This is a genomic window from Dictyobacter kobayashii, from assembly GCF_003967555.1.
Taxonomy (GTDB): Bacteria; Chloroflexota; Ktedonobacteria; order Ktedonobacterales; family Ktedonobacteraceae; genus Dictyobacter; species Dictyobacter kobayashii.
Genome location: NZ_BIFS01000002.1, coordinates 2,218,422 through 2,244,165, shown reverse-complemented (window position 1 = coordinate 2,244,165; position 25,744 = coordinate 2,218,422). Strand labels below are relative to the sequence as shown.

The 25,744-nt window shown below is 49.3% G+C and carries 23 protein-coding genes; 11 read left to right on the top strand and 12 right to left on the bottom strand.

The features are described from left to right. Nucleotides 1-8: 8 nt before the first annotated feature. A complete protein-coding gene (locus tag EL645_RS36200; protein ID WP_126557255.1) occupies nt 9-1,025 on the bottom strand; it encodes a phosphotransferase enzyme family protein in 1,017 nt (338 codons plus the stop codon). A gap of 276 nt (nt 1,026-1,301) precedes the next feature. Between EL645_RS36200 and EL645_RS36195 the strand changes: the two genes are divergently transcribed. After that, complete coding sequence (locus tag EL645_RS36195; RefSeq protein WP_126557254.1) at nt 1,302-1,871, top strand: redoxin domain-containing protein; 570 nt, start codon at nt 1,302-1,304, stop codon at nt 1,869-1,871. A 56-nt stretch (nt 1,872-1,927) separates the two neighbouring features. Here EL645_RS36195 and EL645_RS36190 read toward each other — a convergent pair whose 3' ends face one another. Both EL645_RS36190 and EL645_RS36185 read right to left on the bottom strand, forming a co-directional pair. Beyond that, nucleotides 1,928-2,155, bottom strand: a complete 228-nt coding sequence (locus EL645_RS36190) for a hypothetical protein (RefSeq protein WP_126557253.1) — start codon at nt 2,153-2,155, stop codon at nt 1,928-1,930. Nucleotides 2,156-2,244: 89 nt separating this feature from the next. Beyond that, a complete protein-coding gene (locus tag EL645_RS36185) occupies nt 2,245-2,913 on the bottom strand; it encodes a Uma2 family endonuclease (protein ID WP_126557252.1) in 669 nt (222 codons plus the stop codon). Between the two features lie 203 nt (nt 2,914-3,116). Between EL645_RS36185 and EL645_RS36180 the strand changes: the two genes are divergently transcribed. Further along, nucleotides 3,117-3,512 (top strand): (R)-mandelonitrile lyase, encoded by a 396-nt coding sequence (locus EL645_RS36180; RefSeq protein ID WP_126557251.1) that lies wholly within the window; start codon nt 3,117-3,119, stop codon nt 3,510-3,512. Nucleotides 3,513-3,706: 194 nt separating this feature from the next. Beyond that, nucleotides 3,707-4,255 carry a hypothetical protein gene (locus EL645_RS36175; RefSeq protein ID WP_126557250.1) on the top strand — a complete coding sequence of 183 codons (549 nt, stop codon included), beginning with the start codon at nt 3,707-3,709 and terminating at the stop codon, nt 4,253-4,255. A 46-nt stretch (nt 4,256-4,301) separates the two neighbouring features. On the opposite strand, the gene EL645_RS36170 is transcribed toward EL645_RS36175, so the two are convergent. After that, on the bottom strand, nt 4,302-5,540 hold the full coding sequence (locus EL645_RS36170; protein WP_126557249.1) for a cytochrome P450: 1,239 nt from the start codon (nt 5,538-5,540) through the stop codon (nt 4,302-4,304). A 359-nt stretch (nt 5,541-5,899) separates the two neighbouring features. Between EL645_RS36170 and EL645_RS36165 the strand changes: the two genes are divergently transcribed. Both EL645_RS36165 and EL645_RS36160 read left to right on the top strand, forming a co-directional pair. Next, a complete protein-coding gene (locus tag EL645_RS36165) occupies nt 5,900-6,490 on the top strand; it encodes an SH3 domain-containing protein (protein WP_161977978.1) in 591 nt (196 codons plus the stop codon). After that, nucleotides 6,487-6,888 carry a L,D-transpeptidase gene (locus EL645_RS36160; protein ID WP_126557247.1) on the top strand — a complete coding sequence of 134 codons (402 nt, stop codon included), beginning with the start codon at nt 6,487-6,489 and terminating at the stop codon, nt 6,886-6,888. The genes EL645_RS36165 and EL645_RS36160 overlap by 4 nt, the downstream gene beginning before the upstream one ends. Before the next feature lie 106 nt (nt 6,889-6,994). Here EL645_RS36160 and EL645_RS36155 read toward each other — a convergent pair whose 3' ends face one another. Continuing rightward, nucleotides 6,995-8,926: a glycoside hydrolase family 127 protein gene (locus EL645_RS36155; RefSeq protein ID WP_218032223.1), complete on the bottom strand. Its 1,932-nt coding sequence runs from the start codon at nt 8,924-8,926 to the stop codon at nt 6,995-6,997. Between the two features lie 641 nt (nt 8,927-9,567). Between EL645_RS36155 and EL645_RS36150 the strand changes: the two genes are divergently transcribed. After that, a complete protein-coding gene (locus EL645_RS36150) occupies nt 9,568-9,777 on the top strand; it encodes a hypothetical protein (protein WP_126557245.1) in 210 nt (69 codons plus the stop codon). 130 nt (nt 9,778-9,907) lie between these two features. Here the strand turns inward: EL645_RS36150 and EL645_RS36145 are convergent, their stop codons facing one another. Further along, nucleotides 9,908-10,870 carry a zinc-dependent alcohol dehydrogenase family protein gene (locus EL645_RS36145; protein ID WP_126557790.1) on the bottom strand — a complete coding sequence of 321 codons (963 nt, stop codon included), beginning with the start codon at nt 10,868-10,870 and terminating at the stop codon, nt 9,908-9,910. 720 nt (nt 10,871-11,590) lie between these two features. Then, on the bottom strand, nt 11,591-11,902 hold the full coding sequence (locus EL645_RS36140) for a hypothetical protein (protein ID WP_126557244.1): 312 nt from the start codon (nt 11,900-11,902) through the stop codon (nt 11,591-11,593). A gap of 393 nt (nt 11,903-12,295) precedes the next feature. Here EL645_RS36140 and EL645_RS36135 point away from each other — a divergent pair, with 393 nt between their 5' ends. From EL645_RS36135 to EL645_RS36125, 3 genes are all read left to right on the top strand, one after another. Beyond that, nucleotides 12,296-13,927 carry an FAD-binding oxidoreductase gene (locus tag EL645_RS36135; RefSeq protein WP_126557243.1) on the top strand — a complete coding sequence of 544 codons (1,632 nt, stop codon included), beginning with the start codon at nt 12,296-12,298 and terminating at the stop codon, nt 13,925-13,927. 258 nt (nt 13,928-14,185) lie between these two features. Beyond that, nucleotides 14,186-15,025, top strand: coding sequence for a MerR family transcriptional regulator (locus EL645_RS36130; protein ID WP_126557242.1), 840 nt, complete (start codon nt 14,186-14,188; stop codon nt 15,023-15,025). Between the two features lie 131 nt (nt 15,026-15,156). Then, nucleotides 15,157-15,669 carry a DUF4385 domain-containing protein gene (locus EL645_RS36125; protein WP_126557241.1) on the top strand — a complete coding sequence of 171 codons (513 nt, stop codon included), beginning with the start codon at nt 15,157-15,159 and terminating at the stop codon, nt 15,667-15,669. A gap of 53 nt (nt 15,670-15,722) precedes the next feature. Here EL645_RS36125 and EL645_RS36120 read toward each other — a convergent pair whose 3' ends face one another. Continuing rightward, the gene (locus EL645_RS36120; protein ID WP_126557240.1) at nt 15,723-16,373 is read right to left on the bottom strand and encodes an HNH endonuclease; all 651 of its coding nucleotides are present in this window, start codon (nt 16,371-16,373) and stop codon (nt 15,723-15,725) included. A gap of 406 nt (nt 16,374-16,779) precedes the next feature. On the opposite strand from EL645_RS36120, the gene EL645_RS36115 reads away from it, so the two are divergent. After that, entirely contained in the window at nt 16,780-18,261 is a 1,482-nt protein-coding gene (locus EL645_RS36115) for a glucoamylase family protein (protein ID WP_246035702.1), read from the top strand. Between the two features lie 237 nt (nt 18,262-18,498). On the opposite strand, the gene EL645_RS36110 is transcribed toward EL645_RS36115, so the two are convergent. Then, nucleotides 18,499-20,298, bottom strand: coding sequence for a tetratricopeptide repeat protein (locus EL645_RS36110; RefSeq protein WP_126557239.1), 1,800 nt, complete (start codon nt 20,296-20,298; stop codon nt 18,499-18,501). 328 nt (nt 20,299-20,626) lie between these two features. On the opposite strand from EL645_RS36110, the gene EL645_RS36105 reads away from it, so the two are divergent. Continuing rightward, nucleotides 20,627-21,442, top strand: a complete 816-nt coding sequence (locus EL645_RS36105; RefSeq protein ID WP_126557238.1) for an alpha/beta hydrolase family protein — start codon at nt 20,627-20,629, stop codon at nt 21,440-21,442. A 172-nt stretch (nt 21,443-21,614) separates the two neighbouring features. Here EL645_RS36105 and EL645_RS36100 read toward each other — a convergent pair whose 3' ends face one another. The 3 genes from EL645_RS36100 to EL645_RS36090 form a co-directional block, all read right to left on the bottom strand. After that, entirely contained in the window at nt 21,615-23,030 is a 1,416-nt protein-coding gene (locus EL645_RS36100) for a hypothetical protein (RefSeq protein ID WP_126557237.1), read from the bottom strand. Between the two features lie 290 nt (nt 23,031-23,320). Continuing rightward, the gene (locus EL645_RS36095) at nt 23,321-24,739 is read right to left on the bottom strand and encodes a hypothetical protein (RefSeq protein WP_126557236.1); all 1,419 of its coding nucleotides are present in this window, start codon (nt 24,737-24,739) and stop codon (nt 23,321-23,323) included. A gap of 490 nt (nt 24,740-25,229) precedes the next feature. Further along, nucleotides 25,230-25,589, bottom strand: coding sequence for a hypothetical protein (locus tag EL645_RS36090; protein ID WP_246035701.1), 360 nt, complete (start codon nt 25,587-25,589; stop codon nt 25,230-25,232). Nucleotides 25,590-25,744 lie beyond the last annotated feature (155 nt).

The window sequence follows — 25,744 nt, the reverse complement described above, 5'->3', positions numbered from 1 at the left end:
ACTAAATCTCAAGCGCGCCAGCGGAGTGCATGCTCAATTAAGGCGTTTTGATGGTCTGCGAGCCAGTTAAAACGCCAGAGGCCAAAATTGATAGCATCTTGCACGGCCTCAGCAGTTTCAAGCCCGGACAGATAGCGACCGATGCGGTGCTGCAACGAGGCAAACTGGCGCATACGCATCATGGCTGGAATAGCTCGAAGCTCAGCTTCTTCCAGGGGTAAGATGTCCATGTAGGCACGGCCCAGGGGATCGATGATCTCCCATTCGGTGCCCGTTCCCATGTGACTGACTGGCCACCAGCTCAGAGAAACGCTCAGGTCGAGTGCGCGGATATCACGGGCCGCGAACTCAAAATCCAGTACCGCCGTCACACCTTCTTGTTCATTGAGCAGTAAATTGCTAGTGTCCAGATCCCGGTGCAACAGCTGCTGGGGCAGACTGGTATAAAGCTCATCAACGCTATCCAGGTGGGTGGCCAGAATAGCCTGTATCTGCTGAATCTGCTGGCGCTCCACTGGCAACGCATCCAGGGCCGCTCCCAGGTCTGGCACCAGAGGGTTGCGCTGTTCTAAGCAACCGAACGGCAAGAGTGTGCGAATCTCAGATGGAGTCGATTGATCGGGGACAGAGGCCAGAGCCCGATCGAGAATAGCCAGGGTTCGCCCTGCATCCCTGGCCTTCTCAGGAGTACTCTTGCGCGAGACGCTACCCGGCAAAAACGGAGCCAGTGTAGCAACTCCCATCTTCCCATCCTGGAGCTCAAAGGGGACCAGCAGATCGCCACTATAGGCCTGGATCGGCAGGGGCAGCAAGAATGGCAGATCCTGGATCGACAACGCTTGCAGCACAGTCATCTCATAACGCAAGCGTGGCACATGTGTTTCATCGGGAGACACACGCAGGGTATAACTATGTCCATCGGCCGCATCTACACGCCAGACATGATTATTGGTACCACCCGTAAGCGGAGTCAAAGAACAGGGACTCGCAAGCGGCCAGGCCGCACATATAGCAGAAACATCCATGCAGAACTACTCCATTCCGTTATTTTCTGGCTATCATACATTCTGGTGTAGTATGGCAGAAACATCTTTTCCTGGCAAGTGCGCCTCTATCACCGCGTATCGCTATGAGTATCACATCATAATCCACGAAACACCCAACAGGAATATAGTAAGGATGGAGGCTGTTATTACAGGCGTGCCACATACCAATCTCTATCAGGAATAGTAAGGATCAGCAGTTACTGTACTATTTATTGCGAAAGATAGCTTATCGAGAGAGAAAAAGGAGCAAGCTAGATGCGAGCAGATATTGTTCCCGGAGCTACGTTTCCCGATTATGAGTTGACTGACCACACAAAAATACGCCGTCGGTTAAGTGAGCTACAGGGCATCGATCCAATGATTTTGATCCTGTCCCGTGGTCATTATTGTCCCAAGGATCACCAACAACATCTCGAATTGGCGGACTTCTATCCCAAAATTGCCGTCTCTTACACCCAGATTGTGACAATCTCGACAGACAACATTCTAGAGACCAACGAATTTCGAGCCGCCGTCGGAGCACAATGGACCTTTCTTTCGGACTCAGGACGTAAGATTCAGCAGGACCTGGACATCCAGGAGTATACCGATCCCCACCACAACCCCATGATTCCCCATACGTTGGTACTCGAACCAGGCCTGCGCATCTACAAGATCTACAATGGCTACTGGTTCTGGGGCCGCCCCTCACCCGAAGACCTGCGCCAGGATCTGCGCGCCGTTTTCCAGAAGGTCCAACCAGACTGGGACCTCTCCACACCAGGCCTGCGCGAAGACTGGGAGGGCGAAAAGAAGCTCCATTATCCCTATGGACAAAAGCGCTAATTCTGTATCTCATGCCTATACAAAAGAGAGCTAAGAGCCGATTTATAAACCAGCTTTTAGCTCTCTTCATGCTTTTTTGTATATGTTGCTTGTAATCGAGTCAGTACGGCAACAGCCGTAACGCTAGCAGCAATGAGCCCAGGACACCTCAAAGCGTACAAGACGACCAAGTTATTCACCGTTGAGGAGGCGACAGAGGCCATGCGCAAGGCTAGCAGTTTAACGTTCCAGGCGCCATCTAGAGGGTAGAGCGTGAAGATCTCCCAGGAGTTCAGTAGCATCATACTGCTGAACTCCTTTTTGTTTCGGTAGGTGTGTTCTGCTTGAGCATACAGTGGGGAGCCTGATTATGAACTAACCAGGTGCCTGTAGACTAGAGAACGCCTTCATAAATTTCATCGAGGGGCAATTCTAAATCAAGTTGATCTAATTTGATAACCTGATTCTCCGAGAAACGTTCCTGCCTCCAATTTGTCGCTTTTCGGTAGACTTCGACATATCGCTCATTCTGGCTCACCAAGATGTATATTTCTAAGCTTGGACAAGACTGGTATCGTGCAAACTTCTCTCCACGATCATATCTCTCGGTCGTCGGAGATAAGACCTCAACAACAATGAGAGGTGACTGAATGCGAAATGGCTTTAATCGCTTATCCTTATCCCAATCAGCTCTATCGCAAGTAAGAACAACGTCAGGTGCAACAGGAGGCTTTCCAGGGATAGCAACATACTGATCTCGATGAGTACGACACGGTCCCCCTCGCCCCAACTGAGCATGAAATACTACATCAATATTCCCTGCGATAGCACTATGCTCTGGACTGGAACCGGTCATGTCATAGACGATACCATCGATCAGTTCATATCGATAAGGACTCTCTATAGTGATCAAACCCTCAAACGCTTCTTCCGTCATGGGTATGCCATGTATTGAGTCACCACCATCCTCATACCGCTGATTAAAAACCACTTCCTCGCCTCCTTCAATGACAAGCCGCATATACCAGTTTTCATAGCCTATCATATCATACAATGAACTCATGTAATTTTCTTAGGCCGCTAAATAGCCATTGCTCATCAGGGAGAGGGGAAGTAAGACTCATTCCGACACAGTGGAAGATTTGCAGAATTATTCAATCATTTTCTACAATCCTTCTATCACCCTGTGTGCCAGAGCGTCTATAATACCTTCAGACAGAGAACAGGTCTCTGTACGTTTGTAGCAATAGTGGAGGATTTGAGAGAATGGACATCAAAAGAAGTGGCTCACAACCGTCCGGGAAAGGACCGGCTGAGTATTTTACCGGCACGGTACGTGTTGACCCTCTGTTCGAAGCACCCGATCCAGCACGCGCAGTCGGTGCCAGTGTCACATTTGAGCCTGCTGCTCGGACAGCATGGCACACTCACCCGCTGGGCCAGACCCTGATCGTAACGGCAGGCGCTGGCCGGGTACAACGCTGGGGTGGTCCGATCGAGGAAATACGGCCGGGTGACGTGGTCTGGTTCGAGCCGGGTGAGAAACATTGGCACGGCGCTACGGCAACCACGGCAATGACGCACATCGCCATGCAGGAACGTCTCAATGGCAAGACAGTCGACTGGCTGGAAAAGGTCAGCGATGAGCAATATCAGGCCTGATCGTGCTCGCAGATCACTACGGCAGCGCCGCGACGCTGCCGTATATGAAATACCAGCAAGCCGGACATATCATTAAGCGTTCGATTGGCGTTTCACCACTGCCGATGCGTAAATTGAAGAAGTCCTATCAAATCATCCATTTCGAAAAAAAATATTGAAGAAATCCTACCCGGTAAACGAAGGGAGCACTTATCGTGCAAGAGGCTGCAGTGCCGCTACTAAGTGCCTGGCAAAACTTTTATGTTATCGTTGGCTCCGCGTCCGCGGCGCTGACCGGATTGATGTTTGTGGTAGTTACCTTAATTGTATCAATGGAGGGACAAGGTTCGGGTGAGGCAACGGGTGCATACGCCACGCCAACCGTCGTACATTTTTGCGCCGCGCTCCTCATCGCCGCGATTCTCAGCGCGCCCTGGCCAGAGCTCTGGAATGCTGGCCTGCTACTGGGCATCTGCGGTCTGGCAGGGGTGATATACATTATCGTCATCATCCAGCGGGCACGCCGTCAGACCAACTATCAGCCGGTACTGGAAGACTGGCTGTGGCATATGATCTTTCCATTTATCTCCTACGCAGCCCTCGTTTTCGGGGCAGTGGCTCTACTGAACTATGCCACGCTGGCACTGTTCGTCATTGGCGCCGCTACGATATTGTTTCTATTCATCGGCATCCATAACTCATGGGATACCGTTACCTATGTAACCCTGGCACGCTCCCGGCCGGAGAACGAGAGCCAGGAATAAACTACCCCCTTCATAGATTGAGTTGAGTGGCAGTTCCAGGTCCTTCTCAGGACAGGGCGACTGGTAGGTTTTCGGGTCCCAGGAAGGTGGGATTCTTGCGCCAGTGAATCTGGCTATCCGTCAGATGTATGGCGGGGAAGCGCTCAAGCACCATGGGGAGAATAACCTGGGCCTCGAGACGAGCGAGCGGGGCACCCAGACAATAGTGTGGACCCAGGCCAAAGGCGATATGTTTGTTATCTTTGCGCGTAATATCAAAGCGGTCCGGATCAGTAAAGACTTGTGGGTCACGATTGGCCATGCCGAGCAAGAGCATGATACTCTGGTCCGCCCCGATCTGCTGGCCCGCAATTTCCAGTTCACGTTTGGTGTGGCGGCCCGTAATCTGTGATGGACTCTCATAGCGCAGAATCTCTTCTACCGCAGTATCGGCTAATGCTGGTCGCTGGCGCAACAGTTCTAGCTGGTCTGGATGTTTGAGCAGAGCATACAATCCATTACCAAGCAGGTTAGTCGTTGTTTCATTGCCCGCCGCCAGCAATAAATAAATATTGGCGATCAATTCATCTTCAGTAAGCTTATCGCCCTGCGATTCAGCGGCAATAAAGGCGCTCAACAGATCATCCTTGGGCTGCCGCCGCCGCTCCTCCAGGTGAGGATGGATAAAAGCATTGAACTCCATAGCGGCCCCGGCCATACGGAAAAATACTTCCAGCGTATCGGTTGGCTTCCCCAGAAAATCAGCGCCAGCATCGCTCCATTGTTTGATCTGTCCCAAAGACTCATAAGGGATGCCGATCAACGCGGCAATTACCATAATAGGCAAAGGAATAGCAAGGTCACGGATAAAATCAGGCTGCTCCTGCTGTCCCATCTGATCCAATAAATCATGCGTCAAACGCGTGATCAATGGGCGCTGATGCTCGATCATGCGCGGTGTAAAAGCCTTGTTGACCAGCAAACGCAAGCGAGCGTGATCTGGATCATCACGCGACATCATAATCTTATTCGCCTGTCTAAGCAGTGGATTGTCTGTATCCAACGTATCGCGTATCTCAGCAGGAAGTTGCTTCAGCACCGAAGGCAATTGCTCTGAGGATAAACGAGCATCGCGTAATGCTTCCCGGACATCACTATATTGTGTAAAAATCCAGCGCTGCAACTTCTCACTATAGAAGACACGCCGCTCTCCCTGCACATGACGAAATATTTCATAACGTCTATTCATCATCTCTTCGTCGAGCAATAATAAACGTTCAAGAGCATCAATATAGTTTATACTCATTGATCAGGCCACCTCGCATTTGATTCTTCGTTGACAACAGATCTAGCTGCTGTATTTATTGTTCAAATTATAACCTATGTTGCCAGCAATACTCTATGCTCTTCCTCGGCTCTCCATCATTTGGGGGAAAGTGAGGTACAGGGGCTGCTGCCCCTGACAGAGCGCGATGGCAGGCATGCTGGGGGCATGCCAGTCCTCGCAACCCTCCCTCTCTGTCCTTCCGGGGAAGGACGGAGTGCCAGCTCTTCCTCATTGTTTGTCGTTCCACTGCAATATTGTGAAGTAGGCCATTTAATTCATCTATAAATTTGGTTATACTACTACTGAGCAATAAAGAATCATACAAAATGAGGTGGGACATGAAAAGCTATCTAAAAACTTTCTTAATATCTGGTATTGTTATTATGGTCCTTATTGGCACTGCGATGTTTGTACTTGTAAAGCCATTTGCGGCCCAGGCAACCTCCAATGTCCATCAGCAAACAGCTAAGAGCACGCCGATCTCATCACCATATGCGGATGGACAAAAGGCCACGCCAACGCATATAGCAATCGCGCAGCCAACCAAAGTGGTTCAATCCACAAAGACGACGATTAAGGCGGTGCAGCCGACGCCTACTCCAGCACCTGTAACCCCAACAGTGAGCTGGAACGACGCGCCAAAAACAGAATATACGACGAGTGCGACCAATGTACGCAGCACACCTTATACCAATGGCGCGATTGTGGCGACCCTGGAAGCTAACGCCACTGTGACTGTTTATGGGACCATCAATGGCGAAACGGTCAGTACCAGTCCAACCTGGTATCGTGTTTCGGACCAGAATAGTGCGCCCCAGTACATTTACAGCGGTTTGCTCACGACCGATAAGCCAGCACCAGCGCCCAGTGTCAATGTGGGGGGAGCGATGCCGATTGTGCCACAACCACAGGGTACACAGTTGATGTGAACCTGAGCACTCAATGGGCGACCTTCTGCAACAATGGCACCCGGGACAACAGTTACGCCATAACCAGCGGCCAACCTGATCTACCTACACCAGCAGGCGTCTATCATGTCTTTACTAAACTGAGCCCGACCACTTTTTATTCACCCTGGCCGGTTGGTTCACCTTATTATTATGAGCCAACGCATATCAATTATGCACTGGAATTTAAAGAAGGTGGCTTTTTCCTGCACGATGCCTGGTGGAGAAGCACCTTTGGGCCTGGCACCAATGTCCCGCATACTGATCCACAATTTGGAGAAATGACTGGAACCCATGGCTGCGTCGTTATGACGACCGACCAGGCCGCATGGCTCTATAGCTGGGCTCCGATTGGTACAACCGTCAACATTCACTACTAATGACCAGGGATCCTACAAGCTCAATGGGGCAGTGCAAAAGTTGTTGCACTGCCCCATTTTTTACGCGTCAATTAATTATATAAATCACAATAAATGGCAAAAAAGCTTACGCCTGGTGCTCACGAATCCAGACCCGCATAGCCCCTGGCTGGCGATTATCCCAGGCATAATAGGGGATCGCCGTAATTGGCGTTTCCTGCAAACGCGGTCGCTGCATGGTGTAGAGCTGGCCGTCCCAATCCGCCGCATTCTCAGCCAGTGCCGAGCCATGCAGAGTGACCACACCATCCAGGAGGTCAGGCTGGAAGGTAGCCTGTAGCGGCTGGGTTACCGGGAGTTCCAGCTCATGCAATGGAAAGGCTGTATTATCCACCGCCTCCAGACAATAAACGATCGGGCCACGCTGTAAGGCGACGCAGCCCTGGTCAGCCTTCACCGCAGGATGAGCATAGACCCGCGTTACCGCCATGGGCAGTTCCAATTCAATCACATCGCCCGCCTGCCAGCTACGCTCGATGCTCACATAACCCTTGTCCAACGTAGCGGTAACATCCACAGCCGAGCCATTCACCCGTAGCACTGCTTCGCTGCACCAACCAGGAATGCGCAGCTTAAAATTAAAGGTCGTCGGCTCAGCCAGTGCCTCAATCGCAATCTGTACCGCACCATTCCAGGGATAATTAGTAGCCTGTTGTACGGTCACAGCCTGTGCGCCCAGTTGCAACTGCGCCCGCCCGCTGGCATAAAGATGAACCACCAGCTCAGAATCATTCTGCGAATAGACATACTGTCCCAGTGATGATAACAAGCGAGCAATATTTGGAGGACAGCAGGCACAGCCAAACCACTCATAGCGATGGGCATCCCCAGAACTGGCCAGTGGATTAACATAGAAGAACTTCTTACCATCCAATGAGATGCCGCTCAGCACCCCATTATAGAGAGCGCGCTCAAGCACATCGGTATAGCGACCATCACATTCCAGGTGCAGCATACGATGCGCCCAGAATACCAGGCCCACGGCGGCGCAGGTCTCGGCATAAGCGGACTCATTGGGCAGGTCATAATCGCTGGTAAAACCCTCATTGCCACTCGAAGAGCCGATACCACCAGTAAGATACATACGCCTGGTTGTCAGATGTTGCCAGAGACGCTCACAGGCCTGAGCCAGGGTCTCATCACCAACCTCTCGGGCCAGATCGGCCATCGCGCAATACAGATACATAGCTCGCACCGAATGGCCAACCACCTGTGTTTGTTCACGTACAGGCTGATGCGACTGATTATATTCGCGATATTTTACTCTTTCCTGGTCGCGCTCGGGAAAGGTCGTCGCAAAAAAGCCCGGCGTCCCACGCTGTTCAGCCTCCTGCTCAAAGTAAAAAGGCTGTTGACCTCGCTCATCCACAAAATACTGGCTCTGGCGTAGATATCTCTCATCACCAGTCGTGCGATAGAGCTTGACCAATGCCAGCTCGATCTCTTCATGTCCACAGTAGCCTCGTTTCTGACCCGGCGCAGGCCCAAACACGGTCGCGATATGATCGGCATAGCGCCGCACCACATCCAACAGCTGGCGCTTACCGGTAGCCTGAAAATGGGCCACACCAGCCTCTATCAAATGGCCAGCGCAATACAACTCATGGGCATCCCGTAGATCGGTCCACCGGCGTCCCGGTTCGACCACCGTAAAATAGACATTGAGATAACCATCGGGCTGCTGCGCACCGGCCAGCAAAGCCACTACCTGATCAACCAGCGCATCAAGCTCAAGATCAGGATGGGTAGCCAGACTATAACTGGCGGCCTCTAACCACTTGGCGACATCAGACTCCCAGAAAATATGCGGCACCGGCTCCTGGCCAGGTTTCCAGTCCAACCGCAACGCATCGATACGCCCGGTCTCCTGACATTGCTCATACTGAAAAGGAATCGTCTGCTCGCGCACCAGTTTGATACGCGGTGCCCAGAAGGTATCAGTAAAGTTGACGGCATTGAATTCAATTGGATATAGCCTGCTCTGGCCTTCACGAATCATAAGAGATCTCCCCTTTTTCATTGATATCCCCATATTAACACATAAAAAGCATGCCTTTTATGAATGTGTTTGATCCCATGCAGGGCTTTTTCATGTTCCTCTCGGGCGCCTGCGGCGCCGGGGTGGGCGTGTGGAGGGTGTGTGGTGAGCGGCTGCGGCCGCTCACCACACACCCTCCACACAGGAAAGAATGGACATTGTATCGCTTGCTCCTGCTCTCCCTACGCTCTTTGGACAAACATCAAAAAGCCCTGAATACCATATCATTCGCACACTTTTTCCATGTGCTTTCACCCCTGCGATGCTCGACATTGTTTAATAGGGTGTGCAGAAAATGCGCCGTACGCATTTTCTGCACACCCTATTAAACAGCTGCGGGGCGCGCCAGCGCACGTCCACATAGGCGCAACACGCATCCAAACTTATGACCTTGCGCGAAAATGCTTTTTTGGTAGAATAACTTTGAGTTTCCTCACAATAGCCACAAAATGTCCTATTGCCAGATAGGTTATGCTTTTTAAAGGGACAGGGGGAAAAACGCGGCTCTCATTTGACAAAAACAGCAGTACCAGAATGTTATGGACTGAATGCTTGCTGCGTTCAAAATAGAGAAGCCAACAATAGAGAAAGGATAAGCCAGTATGAATTCATTCGATCAGCTCGCACAGGAAATTTTTCGCCAGAAACAGCATATGGAAGCATTGCAGGCGGAAAACGCAGAGCTTCATCGCCAGATCTCCGACATCCAGGATGGACGTGGAGTATTTGTGATGATTGGTGATCAGCGCTACTCATTACGCTCATTAAAAGAGGCAATGGGCGACCATGAGCGCTTCAGAACAACCTACTAACAAGATATATCGCCCTACTGCGATACCCTCTTAGTCTAAAAATAGAAAAAGATAGCCATGCTGATGCTGATCTTTTAAACAGATAATATCAGCATGGCCACTTTATATCATTTTTTACAAGTTATACGCTTTATTGATTGACAACTTGCAAGACGACTTTACCTGCAAGACCACCTTGCTCCAATAGCTGATGGGCCTGAGCTACTTCTTCAAGTGGCAAGACCTTGGCGATAAGTGGCTTAATCTGGCCACGCTCAATCAACGCGCGCAGATAATCCAATTTGTAGCGCTCGCGCTGCAAAAAGAGGTAATGCAGGGTAATATTTTTCATGAATCCCATATAGGTATTGCCCGCAATATCCACCACACTAACGATGCGGCCATACATTTTAGTGGCGGCAATACTATTGGCAACAGTCTCTCCACCCACGGTGTCGAAGACCACATCTACGCCTTTGCCACCCGTCTCACGCGTAATGACCTCGGCAAAATTCTCTGTCTTATAATCGATTACTTTGTGCGCGCCCAATTTTCTGGCCAGCTCAGCATTTTTCGCGCTACAGGTGGTATAGACATAGGCGCCAGCGGCACGCGCGATCTGGATAGCGAATGAACCCACGCCACCCGTACCACCATGGATCAACACGGTCTCGCCAACCTTCAATTGCGCCCTGGTAATCAAAGCGTCCCAGGCTGTTCCACCAGCCAACGGCACACTGGCTGCCTCAAGATAAGACAAATTCTTGGGCTTATGCGCCACGATAGCCTCTCGGGCCACATGATACTCGGCATAGCTGCCACCCTTACCAGGAATATCAGGTGTGTAATAGACATCATCGCCCACCTTAAAATCCTTTACCGCAGCGCCAACCGCCTCAACCACGCCAGCTACATCATAACCAATCACTGCAGGCGGTTTCACACCAGCCCAGGAGCCAGCCTGGCGGATCTTATAATCGACTGGATTAATAGAGGTTGCATAGACCCGTACTAATACTTCATCAGCCTCAGGGGTGGGCTTTGGCAGCTCCCGTAACTCAAAAACCTCAGGGCCACCAAAATCTTTAATAACCATTGCTTTCATACAATACATCTCTTTTCTAAAAAAGAACTGTGCCTGTGAGGGCACAGCAGTTTTGCTTGTTTCTCTATTAATAGATCGGCACACTATATGTAACCAGATATGGTATGTATGCTTCACTTTCTGATACGGAGATCCTCTATCTAAAGTAGACAAGCTTGAGGCTAGATTTATAGATTGACCTGGCGGTCGTCTCGCTCGCGCCTGCGGCGCTCGCTTGAGTTTTTAAGATGTGCGGGGTGGCTGCGGCCACCCGCACATCTTAAAAGGGATTGGGGGAACGCTGTGCGTGGATTTTATTTAGATATAGCTATGTACAACTTTGTAGCACAGGGTGGCTGGGGCACGCTGCACGTCTTATAAAAGGGTTGGGGAAGCGCTATGTGTGAAGTTTATTTAGATATAGCTATGTACAACTTTGTAGCACAGGGTGGCTGGGGCACGCTGCACGTCTTATAAAAGGGTTGGGGAAGCGCTATGTGTGGAGTTTATTTAGATATAGCTATGTACAACTTTGTAGTGCGGGGTGGCTGGGGCATGCTGCGCGCCTTATAAAAAGGTTGGGGAAGCGCTATGTATGGAGTTTAGATATAGCTATGTACAACTTTGTAGTGCGGGGTAGCTGCGACGCGGCTGTAGCCCTTAATGTGGTGTTGCAGCCTCCTACTGTGTCGGCTGCAAATGAGAGGGGTTGAGAGTGAGGTAGTCCAGCGTGCCTGCTATTCAGTGGGGTTAAAAATCGTCTTCGGTTTCCAGGGATTGCCAGCGGGTACGTAGCATGTGGACGTCGGCGGCAGTCAGGCCAGCACGCTGGCAGCGTTGGGCGAAAAGTTGATCATAGCGGCCATCGGGGCTGGCATGGGCTAGCTCGATATCGTGAAAGGATTGTAGGAGAACTTCTTCGTTTTGGGCAAAGGTGGCATAGTTGCCAGCCGCCCCGCCAACATTGACCGCGAAGCGGCGACAGGCCGCCAGTACGCGAATACAGCGCACCTCATTCTCACGCAGAGCTGTCAGTTCAGCAATTCTAGCGTCATCAGCCATAATTAAGCAATCCTTTCCCTGTTTATCATCTATCGGTGCTTGCTCACCACAATTGTTCGAGCAAAAAAAGCTACCGTGAGCATAGCACAGTTCACCATCCAGCTTCAATGGGTAGGGTAGTATAAACGGTGAGGTGGTTGACGTGCAGCATGGCTAACCTGTACGATAAATTTATCTGATAACCAGGCAACCAGTTTATACGGCAAAATCCAGGCAATTGTGAAACAATTCATAGAATGGCTGTCAAATATAGATTATTATCAATACATATCTAAGCGATTATCATCACTCGATTACGCAAAAAGGTTGTAACACTGATGGTGCACGGCCTCCAATGATAGATATAACCAACAGAACATAATTTGTGCTCTGTGCCAGTAAAAGGATAGTAGCATGGAAAAGCAGACACAGCAGACGGCCTGGTTAGAGAAAACACAGCTAAACCGTCGAGGATTTCTTACACTGTGTGCCGCGGGTAGCCTTCCCATATTGTTAGGTGCCTGCCAGGCAGAGCCTAGCGCTAACGCGGCCAATACACCTTCTTCAGTACCTACCATCAAAGCCACACCTACCAAGCCTCCTGTGCTCACCGAGGCCGATTGGTCGCAGTTGGGCAAAAGTTTGCATGGTACCCTGATTCGCCCCAACAGTCCACAATATGCGACGGCACACCAGCTCTTTGATCCACAATTTGACTCCATCAAGCCAGCAGGTATTGCCTATTGTGCCTCACCGAAAGATGTGCAGAACTGTCTGGCCTTTGTGAGTCGCTTCAACCTGCCCGTGACTGCGCGTTCTGGGGGTCACTCCTATGCAGGCTACTCAACTACCACGGGCCTCATGCTGGATGTCAGTCGCATGAATACGATCAGTGTGGATAGCGGTAGCGGAAATGCAACCATCGGAAGTGGTGCCAAGCTGATCGATGTCTATTCGACGTTGGCACAACAAGGACGTGTCATTCCTGCGGGCTCGTGCCCTACCGTGGGCGTAGCTGGCTTAACCATGGGAGGCGGTGTGGGAGTACTCGGACGCAAGTTTGGTCTGACCTGTGATAACCTGGTTTCAGCACAGGTTGTACTGGCGGACGGGCGTGTTGTCACCTGTGACGCCAGCCAAAACTCCAGCCTCTTCTGGGCCCTGCGTGGTGGTGGCGGCGGCAACTTTGGCATCGTCACCTCATTCACCTTCCAAACCCATCCCGTTGCCTCCCTGTCAATCTTCACACTTGGCTGGAATTGGAGCGATGCCACGGCCGTGGTCAATGCCTGGCAAAACTGGGCTCCCCAGGCTCCCGATGAATTATGGTCTAATTGCCTGCTACTCAACACCACAGATAAAAACGGCGATCCGCTGGTACGTGTCAATGGTGTCTATGTAGGAGGAGTGGATGCGCTCAACCAGCAACTACAAAACCTGATCAATAAACTGGGTATTGCTCCCACCACCCGCTATGCCTCCAGTGCGGGGCTGCTCGACACCATGCTTTATGAGGCTGGCTGTTCTAACAAAACGCTCGACCAATGTCGCCTGCCCAGCCAGAATCCCCAGGGGCAGATCCAACGCGACACCTTTGCAGCCAAATCAGATTACATCGCCAAGCCGTTGCCCATCCAGGGTATCAATGCGCTGGTCAACGCCATCACGCAGTACCAGAAATCTTCCACGCCTGGTACAGGCGGTATTGGCATGGACGCGCATGGCGGCGCCATCAATCGTGTAGCCCCGGATGCCACAGCTTTTGCGCACCGCAATATGCTCTTCTCAATTCAGTATAACGCCAACTGGGATGTCGGTTCCGCAGCTTCAGTCATTGCGCAGAATCGCACCTGGCTGAACAACACCTGGCAAGCCATGCGCAGCTACGCCTCGGGGGCCGCCTATCAAAACTATATTGATCCATCACTATCCAACTGGCAGCAGGCATACTATGGTGCAAACCTGGCCCGTCTCCAACAGGTCAAAGCCACCTATGATCCCAAAAATCTCTTCAATTTCAAGCAAAGCATTCCCTTACCCCACTAGACATAAAAACAGGACAATCCCTCCAGACGGGGGATTGTCCTGCCTCATCATAGATACCCTTGACTCTCATCTTACCTGAGAGTGTATGCTCTACCTGAAGGCCTGGTTGAGAAGCAAAAATCGGGCGCAAGACCCGAACTTTGAGAATCATGTTTCTTGTCGCTTTCATGTCAACGCATTTTATTGTTCCAGAGGGGCACCCACTTTCGATGTTGCTTGTCATATGCAATTTCTTACTTTGGAGATTTAAAAGATACGATGATGCTTAAAATTGGCGAATTTGCTCGGCTGGGTCAGGTGTCGATTGCGACGCTGCACCATTATGATCACTATGGGCTGCTAAAACCGACAATGCTAGATCCAGATAGTAGCTATCGGTACTACACACTTGAGCAATTGCCACGCCTGAACCGCATTCTGACGCTTAAGGATCTGGGCTTTCCCTTAGAGCAGATTGCTTGCTTGCTCGAAGAGGATCTTTCATTGGAGCAGTTACGGGCCATGTTTGAACAGAAGCAGACATATATTCAGCAGGTGATCATAACGGAACAGGCACGCCTGACACGCATTGCCGCTCGCCTACGGCAGATTGAGCAGGAGGAAACGATGCCGACTTACGATATACGGGTCAAATATGTCGAGCCTTTGCTGGTTGCCTCTGTCCGCGATAGGCTACCCGGTAGCTATGAGCAGGGGCGCCTGTATCATCAATTAACAGCCTACCTGGAACAACAGGGAGCACATTATACATTACCAGAGTTAATTTTATGGCACTCGCGCCATGAAATGCGCGACGAGGGTATGTCGGTAGACTTAGAGGTTGCTATCCCGCTGGTACAAGCTTTACCAGGCAATGAGAAGATCCATATTCGCACCTTACCTGGTAGCTTCGTAGCCAGTACCATCCATAAAGGGAACGATCTGGCCCTTGGTCGGGCCTATGTAGCGATGCACCATTGGATGCAAGACAATGGCTATCATCCCATAGGCCCGGTCCGTCAACTACACCTGCGACATGAACAATATGGGCAACCCGGCGATTTTATTGTTGAGCTACAATTCCCTGTTGCGGGACCAGCAGCTAACACAGACTCATGAAAATATTTCTAGCGCTACCCACTACCCCACGTTGATACATCTTTAAGCAAACAGGTTCCCAATATATAACACGGTCTTAAGTAGTTGATAGCAGGCATCATGCGATAAGTGTGTAGGAGGAGGTAACAGTCATGCGTGCTAGCAGTAAGAGCTTTGATTATACAAAGGACTTCAAAAATATCGATTTTCGAGCTCACCCCGAGCTATACCAGGTTGGCAGAGGCGAGCAGGGGGTCCTGCTGGTTGAACCTTATAAATCTGAGATCCTACCTTATTGGCGCTTCAAAACTCCGGCTGAGGCCCAACAATCGGCAGAACGAATCTACCAACTATTTTTAAATTACAAACAAGATGGAGATTTTGTGGGCATGGATATGGCGAGAAAATTTCTGCAAATGGGCTATACACGCTCACGCCGCTATGCCAACCATCAGAGTGGTCGCAAATATCAGGCCAATCCACAAAAAGAGACCACGCCAGAAGAAATGAGAGAGGCCAGGAAACGCATTCTACCTCAGATACAGGATAGTGAGAAAGCTGAATCGGCACGCATCTTTTATGGTATCTACCTGCAGGCGAGAAATGATATAGATTATCAGCGCCTCAAAAAGCTACACGAAGACAAATATGCAGGTAAGCATTGAGGCAGGCAGTTGTAGATAATTTGATCTACAACTGCCTGTGAACAGGCTACATACTATGCGTTACCATAACCAGAACCACCTGAAGGAGAGCCCATCTGCTGATATACTTTCAGCCAGTCGGTAGCGATCTCGCTCTGCGCCGTACGCAGATCTATTTTGCCACTACAGACCTGATCGTGCAGATAGTTTTCTACCTCGTCCTTTTGATGAAATCCAGGCGTTGGTGAAGCCGCCTCAGGCCACAGATTGGCAACGTCATTGGAACCACCCAGCTCCAAACTGATCAAATGGTCAACCTCATATTGGCCAGAGCGATGATGGGTAATACCATACTCCGCATAAACTTCATCTTTGACACTCACCGGTACATTGCGTACTGACTTCGAATAACCGGACCGGCAAATCTGACTGGTCGTTGCATTAGAAAAGATCGCACCAGGAGTACATTGCTTATCCTGTAAAGCTCCCTGAGCCTGGCAACCTGAAGTCTTCGTCTGGTGTCCAATATTTGGCACCTGGGCAGAATTACCACCATTGGAGCTATTTCCATTGGAGCTACTTCCATTGGAGCTACTACCGTTTGAATTACTCCCACTTGAGAATGAGCCGTTACCAGAACCTCCAGTTCCCACGGAGACGTTACAGCCGGCTAATAAGAAGGCCAGCACAATCACACTGGCAAGATATTGAATACTCTTCTTCATTTATCTTCAACCTCTATAAGACCAAATTGCTTGCACGCAACAGCAATAATAACACAACCTTATTCTGTATATATATTACGAACCAGGAAGTTTTTTAGAGGCAGATACTACCTGGCAGGTCTATCATTCTCTTTGGCCTTTTTAGGTAGGGCATTCATTTTATAAAGTAAAGTTTACTCATCTATAATGCATAACCTTCGATCCATTGGTAAAGCAGAGCTTGACTTGCCCCATTTACAACAATATAATTGCTGTATTGCTCTATACCCTCTTTGCACATCCAGTCTCAAACTATTAATACAAGCAAGTTCAATCCTGTCGCCGCAACTCTATATTGAGTATCTGATTAAGGAACCAGTCAATCGATATTTGACAGGATGAGCCTCAAAGTCAGAGGAGAATTGCCTTGAAGGTAAAACGTTTGCTTTTTGGATTCTTTTTGTGCGGCATTTTTTGTCTGAGTACAATTATGACCCCGCTCATAGCATCCGCAGCGCCAGCCAGGACCACTGGCGCAACTCCGCAACAAAAAGAGCTCACCATTGCACAAAAATTAGAACTTTATAATATTGCTCGTCGCACCTGGCAGTTTTTTGATGCCGATGCCGATCCTGTAACCCATCTTCCAATGGATAACATTGGCTTTAACGGTGCCCCGGCCAAAGGAACATATACTTCGCCAACCAATATCGGGGTCGCGTTTTGGAGCATCGTATCCGCCAAAGATCTTGGCCTTATCAATCGTGTTGATGCACTTAAACGCGCCAATGCTTTGCTCACAGAGGTTGAGAAGCTCAGCAAGTGGCATGGTTTTCTCTTCAGTTGGTATGACACGACCACTGGACATCGCATTTCGGGTCCCGGAGGTACCGACCAGGAGGGCCAACCAGCGACCGGGGCCTTTATCTCGACCGTGGATAGCGCCTGGTACGCGACGGGTTTGATTGCCACCAGACAGGTCTTTCCAACGCTGGCTCCCAGGGCCACAGCGCTCCTCAATGCGATGAATTTCGGGATCTTCTACGATAATGGAGATCAAAATCAGAGCAATACTGCCGGCCAGATGTATGGTGGTTATAATGCGGACCAGGGACCGGCGAACTTCCATTATGGGGTGCTCAATGCGGAAACGCGTATCGCGGCCTACATCGGTATTGGAACCCACAGCATGCCCGGCGATGTCTGGTGGCGCACCTGGCGCACATTACCCGCAGACTTCACCTGGCAGGGGCAGACACCTCAGGGTTATAATGCCACCTACAACGATCCGCAATCCGGCAAGCCATTTACAGTCTTTGAAGGCCACTACTCAACCAATGGCATCAATTTTGTACCCAGCTGGGGTGGGAGCATGTTCGAAGGCTTGATGAACAATCTGGTCATCCCAGAGACCAGTTGGGGGCCACATAGCTTTGGACTCAATGATCGGCTCTATGCACAGGCCCAACAAGCCTACTCCACCCAGACCCTGAATTATCCTGTCTGGGGCCTCTCTCCTGCCAGCACTCCAGATGATACTGGAAACTATGATGCCTATGGGGCACGCAATATGGCATCCAACAAAACCTGTTGCCCTTACGATGAGACGGCAGTTACGCCGCATGCTTCATTCCTGGCCTTAACCGTCACACCCCAAAAAGCCTTTGAGAACATCCAACAACTGCGTTCACGCTATCCCGGCATCTACGGCCCTTATGGCTTCTACGATAGTGTCAATCCCACCACCGGACAGATCGGACATCGCTACCTGGTATTGGACCAGGCTATGATCTTTGCGGCACTCGATAATGCCCTGCTCGATAACCAGATGCAACGTCATTTCGCAGCAGATCCAGTTATTGCTGCCGTCCATCCCTATCTCTCACAAGAAAATTTTTCGCTACCGTAAATAGTATGGTCCTTGTCATGTTCACCATGCTATTTAAAAGCACTCGGGAACGCCGCTCGATCGCGGCTAGCTCCGCTGCCACTGGCTCAACTTTTCGAAGTAATCAAGTTTCGAGCAAACGGGGGCGCCTGTCAGGCAGCTGCGCTCATACGATTGAACGGCATGACATAGAAATAGCTGGATACGTATATGATATGTATCCAGCTATTTTTCCATTGCCCTAATATTATTGATTGCTTACCAGATACCACGAGTTTTCGCCGCCACGTGAATCTTTTTAGCGTCCTCATTTCTCCCTAATTTGCGTAAAATTTCTACTAATTCATGATAAGCTTCGGCATTATTTGGATCAAGGCTAATTACTTTTTGCGCATATTTCAATGCTTCTTCATAGCGCCCTAGATAAAATAAGGCATCTCGCTTAATAGTATAGGCAAACGGACTGCGTGCATCCAACGCCAATGCTTCATCACAGGCCAAAACAGCTTCCGCATACTGCCTTAATTGGAACAAAATGCTAGCCTTTTTAATCAGCGCCATAGCATCATAAGGATTTATACTCAAAGTATGCTCAATCAATAGCAGGCTTCTTTGCTGCTGATTGACTGTCAATAACGCATCTCTTACATGATGAGCAATCGCATTATCAGCATTAATATTTATCGCCTGCTGGCAATACTCTTGTGCCTCTTCATAACGAGCCAGGCCAAGGAGAGCTTGCGCTTTGTATGCCAGTGCGCGGCTATTACGTGCTTCACGCTGCAGTATTTGCTCACATGTTAGCAACATCTCGGCATATCTCTGTAGTCCTGCCAGAGCCTCAAGTTTATGCAAATAATGGGGCATATGGTTAGGCTGTAGACGCAACACCTGCTCATAAGCATTCACAGCTTCCTGATAGTGTTTCAGGCGCAGTTGAGCTTCAGCTTGCCGTGACCGAGCATATGCATTGTCACCATCTAAGCGGATAGACTGACTATAAGCATGAATAGCCTTACCATATTGTTCTAACTCAAAAAAAATATCTCCTTTACGCGTATGTGCCTGGGCTAGCGATGGAGACAGTTGAGCAGCGAGCTCATAAACAGTCAGAGCTTCTTTATAACGTTTCAGTTTCAAAAGCACCTGACCTTTATCGAGCTGAATATAAGCATTTCGAGGTTCAAGTCGTGAGGCTTGCTCGTATGCTTCAAGAGCCTCCACTGGTCGTTTGAGCTCATACAATGTCTTGCCCTTATTGCGATATACCCCAACATCTTTAACTCCTTGATACAAGGCTTGATTGCACGCGTCCAGAGCAAGTTGATATTTATGCAAACGCAACAATACAGTGCTTTTATGCAAATAAGCCGTTCCTTGTTCGGCATTTAGCCTGATTGCACGCTCACAGCTATCCAAAGCTTCATTGTTGCGATTGAGAGTAATCAATACATTGCAAATACCCATTAAAGCAGCATACTTATAAACACTTTCTTCATATGATTTTGCTACTTGTTCAAAAGCGGAAAGCGCCTGTTCATATGCTTTCTCGCTCAGCAGAGTATTGCCTTTAGTAAACCATTTCTGGGCGATCAACTCTTTGACCACACGTTGGATCTCTTTAATCACATCCACAAATACTTTATCGCGCTCATAGGCTGATCTGGCCGCGCTGATTGGTTTACCATTGAGAGGCAAAACTTGTAGATGGCTAAAAGGAGCATCTTCCCAATGAGCATGACGTACAATAATGGGTAGCACCCGCGCTTTGCCAGCCTCATGGCGTTGAATTGCTATTTTCATTTCTTTGTCATAGCAATAGTCCGAGGCCATAAAATCCGGGCTGACCAATAAAAGCACAATATCAGCCGCCAGTAACTGCTTCTTCGCCTCTTGTTCCCATGGCTGGCCAGCGCTGATCATACGATCACTCCAACTTTTGATTACGCCAGAACGCAGCAACGGCATTAAGTGCTTTTCCAACTCTTCACGCAGGACAATATCTTCTTGAGCATAGCAGTAAAAAAGGGTAACGGTTTGCAGCGGCTCATTCGCCATCGATGAACTCCTGGTCTATCCATATCTGGCTGAGTGCAAATATCCCCCTGGCATAGGGGATGGGCTTATATAGTAGTAATTAGAATTCAATACACACGAAAGAAGTATAGCGGTTCTTTAGTTATCTGGCAAGATATTTCTGACTTAATAGGAAATTGATTTCAGGCAAGCAGAGGATATTATATATACTTTCACAGACATCTTTAATCAGTAATAGTTACACACTCCTGAAAAATTATCTATAGTATATAAAAAATTGAGTAAAACACCTTGTAGATAATACAATAGAGACTAAGATAACGCATAAAAAAGGTAAGGATAATCACTGATGGATGTACCTTCAAAGCGACACAAACATGGACCGGTCAGCGCTTTTCATAAGCTGGCATATGGCCCTGATCCATTACAGTATGGTGAGCTCTATCTACCTGAAGGATCAGGGCCATATCCGGTAGTGCAGTTGATCCATGGCGGCTTCTGGCGTAATGCCTATGATTTGACGCTGATGCAGGGGCTGGCAAAAAATCTGGTGCAACACGGCATAGCGGCCTGGAATATCGAATATCGGCGCGTTGGCGATCCCGGTGGAGCATGGCCCGGGACACTGCTGGATGTAGCCTCGGCCACAGATCATCTGAACACACTGGCACCAACCTACAAGCTAGATCTACAGCGTGTCGTTGCAGTAGGGCACTCAGCTGGTGGACACCTGGCATTCTGGTTGGCGGGCCGTCATCGCCTATCTCCCAATAGTCCTTTACGGACGGCAAGCACACCTTTGCGCTTAAAAGGAGCTATCAGCCAGGCAGGGGTCGTCGATCTGGAACAGGCCTGGCAACTCCATCTAGGCCAGGGCGCGGTACAGGAATTGCTCCAGGCCAGTCTAACAAAAAAACCCGAACGTTATGCAGAAGCCTCGCCAGCCGCCCTGTTGCCCCTGGGAATTCCCCAGGTATTAATACACGGAGGCGCTGATGATCGTGTGCCGCTCAAGATTAGCCAGGGGTATGCACAAAAGGCCAGGGCAGCCGGAGATCATGTACGCTTGATCGAACTGGCGGGCGCCGACCACTTTGTGCTTATTGATCCAACATCCGACGCCTGGCAGCTGACAGTAGAAGAGATCATGCTGCTGCTGGGTTAGCAGCAGCATGCTTCCCATGTCTTGCGTGCGTGCGCTGACGCGCCCAGGCAGTTTTCATGTTGAGCTGGAAAGGTGTAAAGCATCTTTCCAGCTCAACATGAAAACTGCTTTTCGAACTACAGAAATCAACGCAGTTTTGCTAATCTAGCACTATTTTAATAACTAAAAACCATCAGTAAGATAATAGGGACGAAAAGTAAGTGTACTCAAACAGGCCCCAAAGATTGATGCCGATTGAGAGTAAGATCAAACCTTTCTCGTACCAGCGCAATCGGTCATGAAAACCCATAATGGCCAGCACAAAAACCAGAGGCAAAATATCCACAAAAAAGCGATAGCCAAACTGAAGCCAGCCCGTGTTGAAATAGAGGAGATGGGCAATTACCGGAAAGATACAACCAGCAGATAAGCACCAGGTCAGATAATTGTGTGGACGCACAAAAAAGGTGCGGAATAAACTACAGAGGGCCGGCATAGTCCAAAAGATGCCGGTGCCAACTGGATTGAAGAATATATACGGCAGTTGGGATAAGATTTGAGGTGGCTGAATGAGCATATAGTGAAAATTCATGGCTAGAAAATGTAAGCTGAACTGCCCATATTGATGCAAGCCGTCTGCAAGCCGTGGACTCACATTCATGCTCGTGTAACCAAAATCCAGCCAGGAACCAAAGCGGGCTAGATTATAGAGCAGAATTCCACTAACAGCGACACCTAGCACTGCACAAAAAGCAATGCACTTCCGTAACAACAGCCAGGGCTGGTGACGCTCTTCCAGATAGATCAAGAGCAGATAACAAGGAAAAGCCAGCAGGGCTGTACTACGTGATAGGCCAGCCAGGGCAAGCCACAGCGCCGCCAACCAGCCACGGCGCTTACCCAGCAGTTCGAGCATGTGTAGCAAGAGGAACGTGGTCGCAATAACGTGGGCCAGAAAACAGCCCCCTAACTGCATAGAAACGTAGAGTAGTTCGGTCCCACACACAAATAAAACAAGTAACCAGGCCACACTTGAGAATGAGAGCGATATCTGGCACTTCTCAACCAGGCGGCGCAAGACCAGAAACATCAGAATAATATTCGCAATCCCGAAAGTAAATTCGACCGCCAGCGACATCTCAAATTGATGGCTATAGTGAAAGATAGCGACCAGAGGCAGGAAAAAGACCGCCGGTAACGGTGGGAATGCCACATACCAGTGTCCATTCCAGAATGTATAATCACCTGCCCCACCAGGACTCGGATCATCTACATAGAGATGACCTTGTAACCAGCCGTTCGCCAGAGAAATGAAATGCAAGCCGCCATAGACTTGCGACGAGATATATGCACCAACGATATGTGGCGATACAGCCTGGGAAGAAAAACTAGCCGGCCCATAATCAATCTGCAAATATACAAAATGCTTGCAAAAAGTGATCAGCGTAAAGACGAGACAGACTAAAATGACCAGGAGTAAAGCACGCCAGGAGCGCAGCAACGTCGCTTCTTCTTGCCGATCCAGTTGTGGCAGATGCTCAGTAAGGATAAGAGGCTCTAGCTGAGCACCAGCATAGCTCGGACGTATGATCTGTGATTTATTATCCACTTTCCCACTTCCCTTCCCAGTCTAACATTGCCTGCAGAGAAATACACACAACTAAAATGGTCTTAAGTTTATTATATGCAAAACACCTATTTGCGATCTAATAGGTGTGGGAGATGGCGAAATGCCTAAAATTACTTCTACTGATTCCTGGGTCATGGGATTGTACTACGGACTTGCGTGCGTGCGCTGAAGCGCCCGAACTTTTTATAGTGATGTGCAGCAAGGATAGAGCACCCTTGCTGCACATCACTATAAAATATGTTATAAGCATAAAAATCAAAAATGCATTTTTAGCGATATAGCAGAGGTAGGAGGTAAGTGTACTCAAATAGGCCCCAAAGATTGATGCCGATTGAGAGTAAGATCAAACCTTTCTCGTACCAGCGCAATCGGTCATGAAAGCCCATAACGGCCAGGATAAAAGCCAGGGGCAAGATATCCACAAAGAAGCGATAGCCAAATTGGAACCAGCCGGTGTTGAAGTAGAGGAGGTGGGCAATTAAGGGCAAGATGCAACCTGCTAATAAGCTCCAGGTCAGATAGTTGCGCGGGCGCACAAAAAAGGTGCGGACAATGCTATAGAGGGCCGGCATGGTCCAGAATATACCGGTGCCAATTGGATTGAAGCGCACGTATGGTAAGCGAGTCAAAATTTGTGGTGGTTGAATAAGCATATAGCGGAAATTGGTGGCTAGAAAATGTAAACTGAACTGTCCATATTGATGCAGGCCACCCGCAACCCGTGGGCTCACATTCATACTCATGTAACCGAAATCCAACCACGAGCCAAAGCGGGCCAGGTTATAGGCCAGCATTCCGCCTACAAAAAGGCCCAATACCGCACAAAAAGCACTGCATTTCCTGAGTAACAACCAGGGTCGCTGTCGTTCTTCCAGATAGATCAGGAGCAGGTAACAGGGAAAGGCAAGCAGGGCCGTACTGCGCGATAGGCCGGCCAGGGCAAGCCACAGCGCCGCCAACCAGCCACGGCGCTTACCCAGCAGTTCGAGCATGTGTAGCAAGAGGAACGTGGTCGCAATAACGTGGGCCAGAAACCAGACAGTGGCCTGCATAGAAACATACAGTAGTTCGGTCCCACACACAAAAAAGACCAGGAGCCAGGCCACAGTGGAGAATGAGAGTTGGATCTGACATTTCTCAACCAGGCGGCGCAAGACCAGAAACATCAGGATAATATTGGCGATGCCAAACGAGAACTCGACTCCCACCGACATCTCAAATTGATGGCTATAGTGAAAGATAGCGACCAGAGGCAGCAAAAAGACCGCCGGCAACGGTGGGAAAGCCACATACCAATGTCCATTCCAGAATGTATAATCCCCCGTCTGGCCACGGCCTGGATTATCTACATAGAGATGACCCTGTAACCAGCCGTTCGCCAGATAAATGAAATGTGAGCCAGAATAGACCGGCGTTGAGATATACCATCTGACAATATGTGGCGGCACATACGTCTCAGAAAAAGGGGTGGACCCGGCAGAAAGTTGCAGATGTACAAATTGGGTGCAGAAAGTAAACAGCCCAAAGACGAGACAGACCAGGATGACCAGAAGTAAAGCAGGCCATGAGCGCAGCGACGTCGGCCTGTCTGGGCGATCAAGGAGTGTGGGTGGTCTGGTAAGGGTAAGAGGCTCTAGCTGATCGCGTGCCACACCTGGACCTATGATTGCATGTGACTTATTATCCACGCCTCCGCTTTCCCCTCTGTCAGTTTGATATTTCTACCAAAAGCAAATATAGGTAGGTAGAAATGTAGCTCAAGCTAATTATAACGCAAGATAGCCAATTTTCAATCTAATAGGCATCTTAACAGACAAAATGCCTACCACAACTTACCATCAATCATAGCTATGGACAGAGATGCAAGTTTTAGCAACTAATAGGATGGGGCACAGCAAGAGAAGAGTAGAAAGAGGCAACAATAATAAAGATCAGTACGTGCGGGGCTTGCCTCCGCTTCCCCCGTTCTTACCCGAAAAATTAACAATGATAACGTTATGCGTCTAAACAAATAGCTGCAAAATCCTCTTTTGTTGTTTTTTCGAGCGGAAAGGTTAAAAGCGGGGACAAGCCCTGCACGTACTGATCTTTATTATTGTTGCGTTCATTTCTATGAAGCGTTAATTGAAAAGTGTTGAGCGCAAGGGCAACCGTTAGCAGAGCGCCAGCCTGTAGAGATCAGGCGGATTGACGCTCGCGTAGCTCGGCGGCTAGTTCGTATTTATTGACAAACACCCGATTACCACAGTAAATGTTATATCTGGTAAAAGCTGCTGGCGTTTCACGCTCTAACCGAGCCTGGACAGCTGGCTTAAAGGCCATCTTTGAATGATACCATGGCTCAGGCAATGGAGCATAAGCCAGCTCCGTTACCCATGCAGGTATCTCCAGGTCATATTTCTGGCACAGATATTCAACAGAGGCAGCACAAAAAACGGCCCAGCGGTGCTCATCTTCAGTTGGCTCCGCAGGCTCTTGAATAGGATCTTGCAATAGCGCTGGCCGCTCATCAGGATAATTCCCAAAAAAATCGTTCATGAAATTACCCAGGGGAAGCCACGGCTCAGCCCGGCGCAAATCTCTTGATATGAAACGGCAATCGTCTGCAATTCAGTACATGTCTTCATTGGCCACCTTGTTCCTGTGTTATCGTCTACAGTTATTGTAACATGAGAAGCCAAAATTTTGCAGTG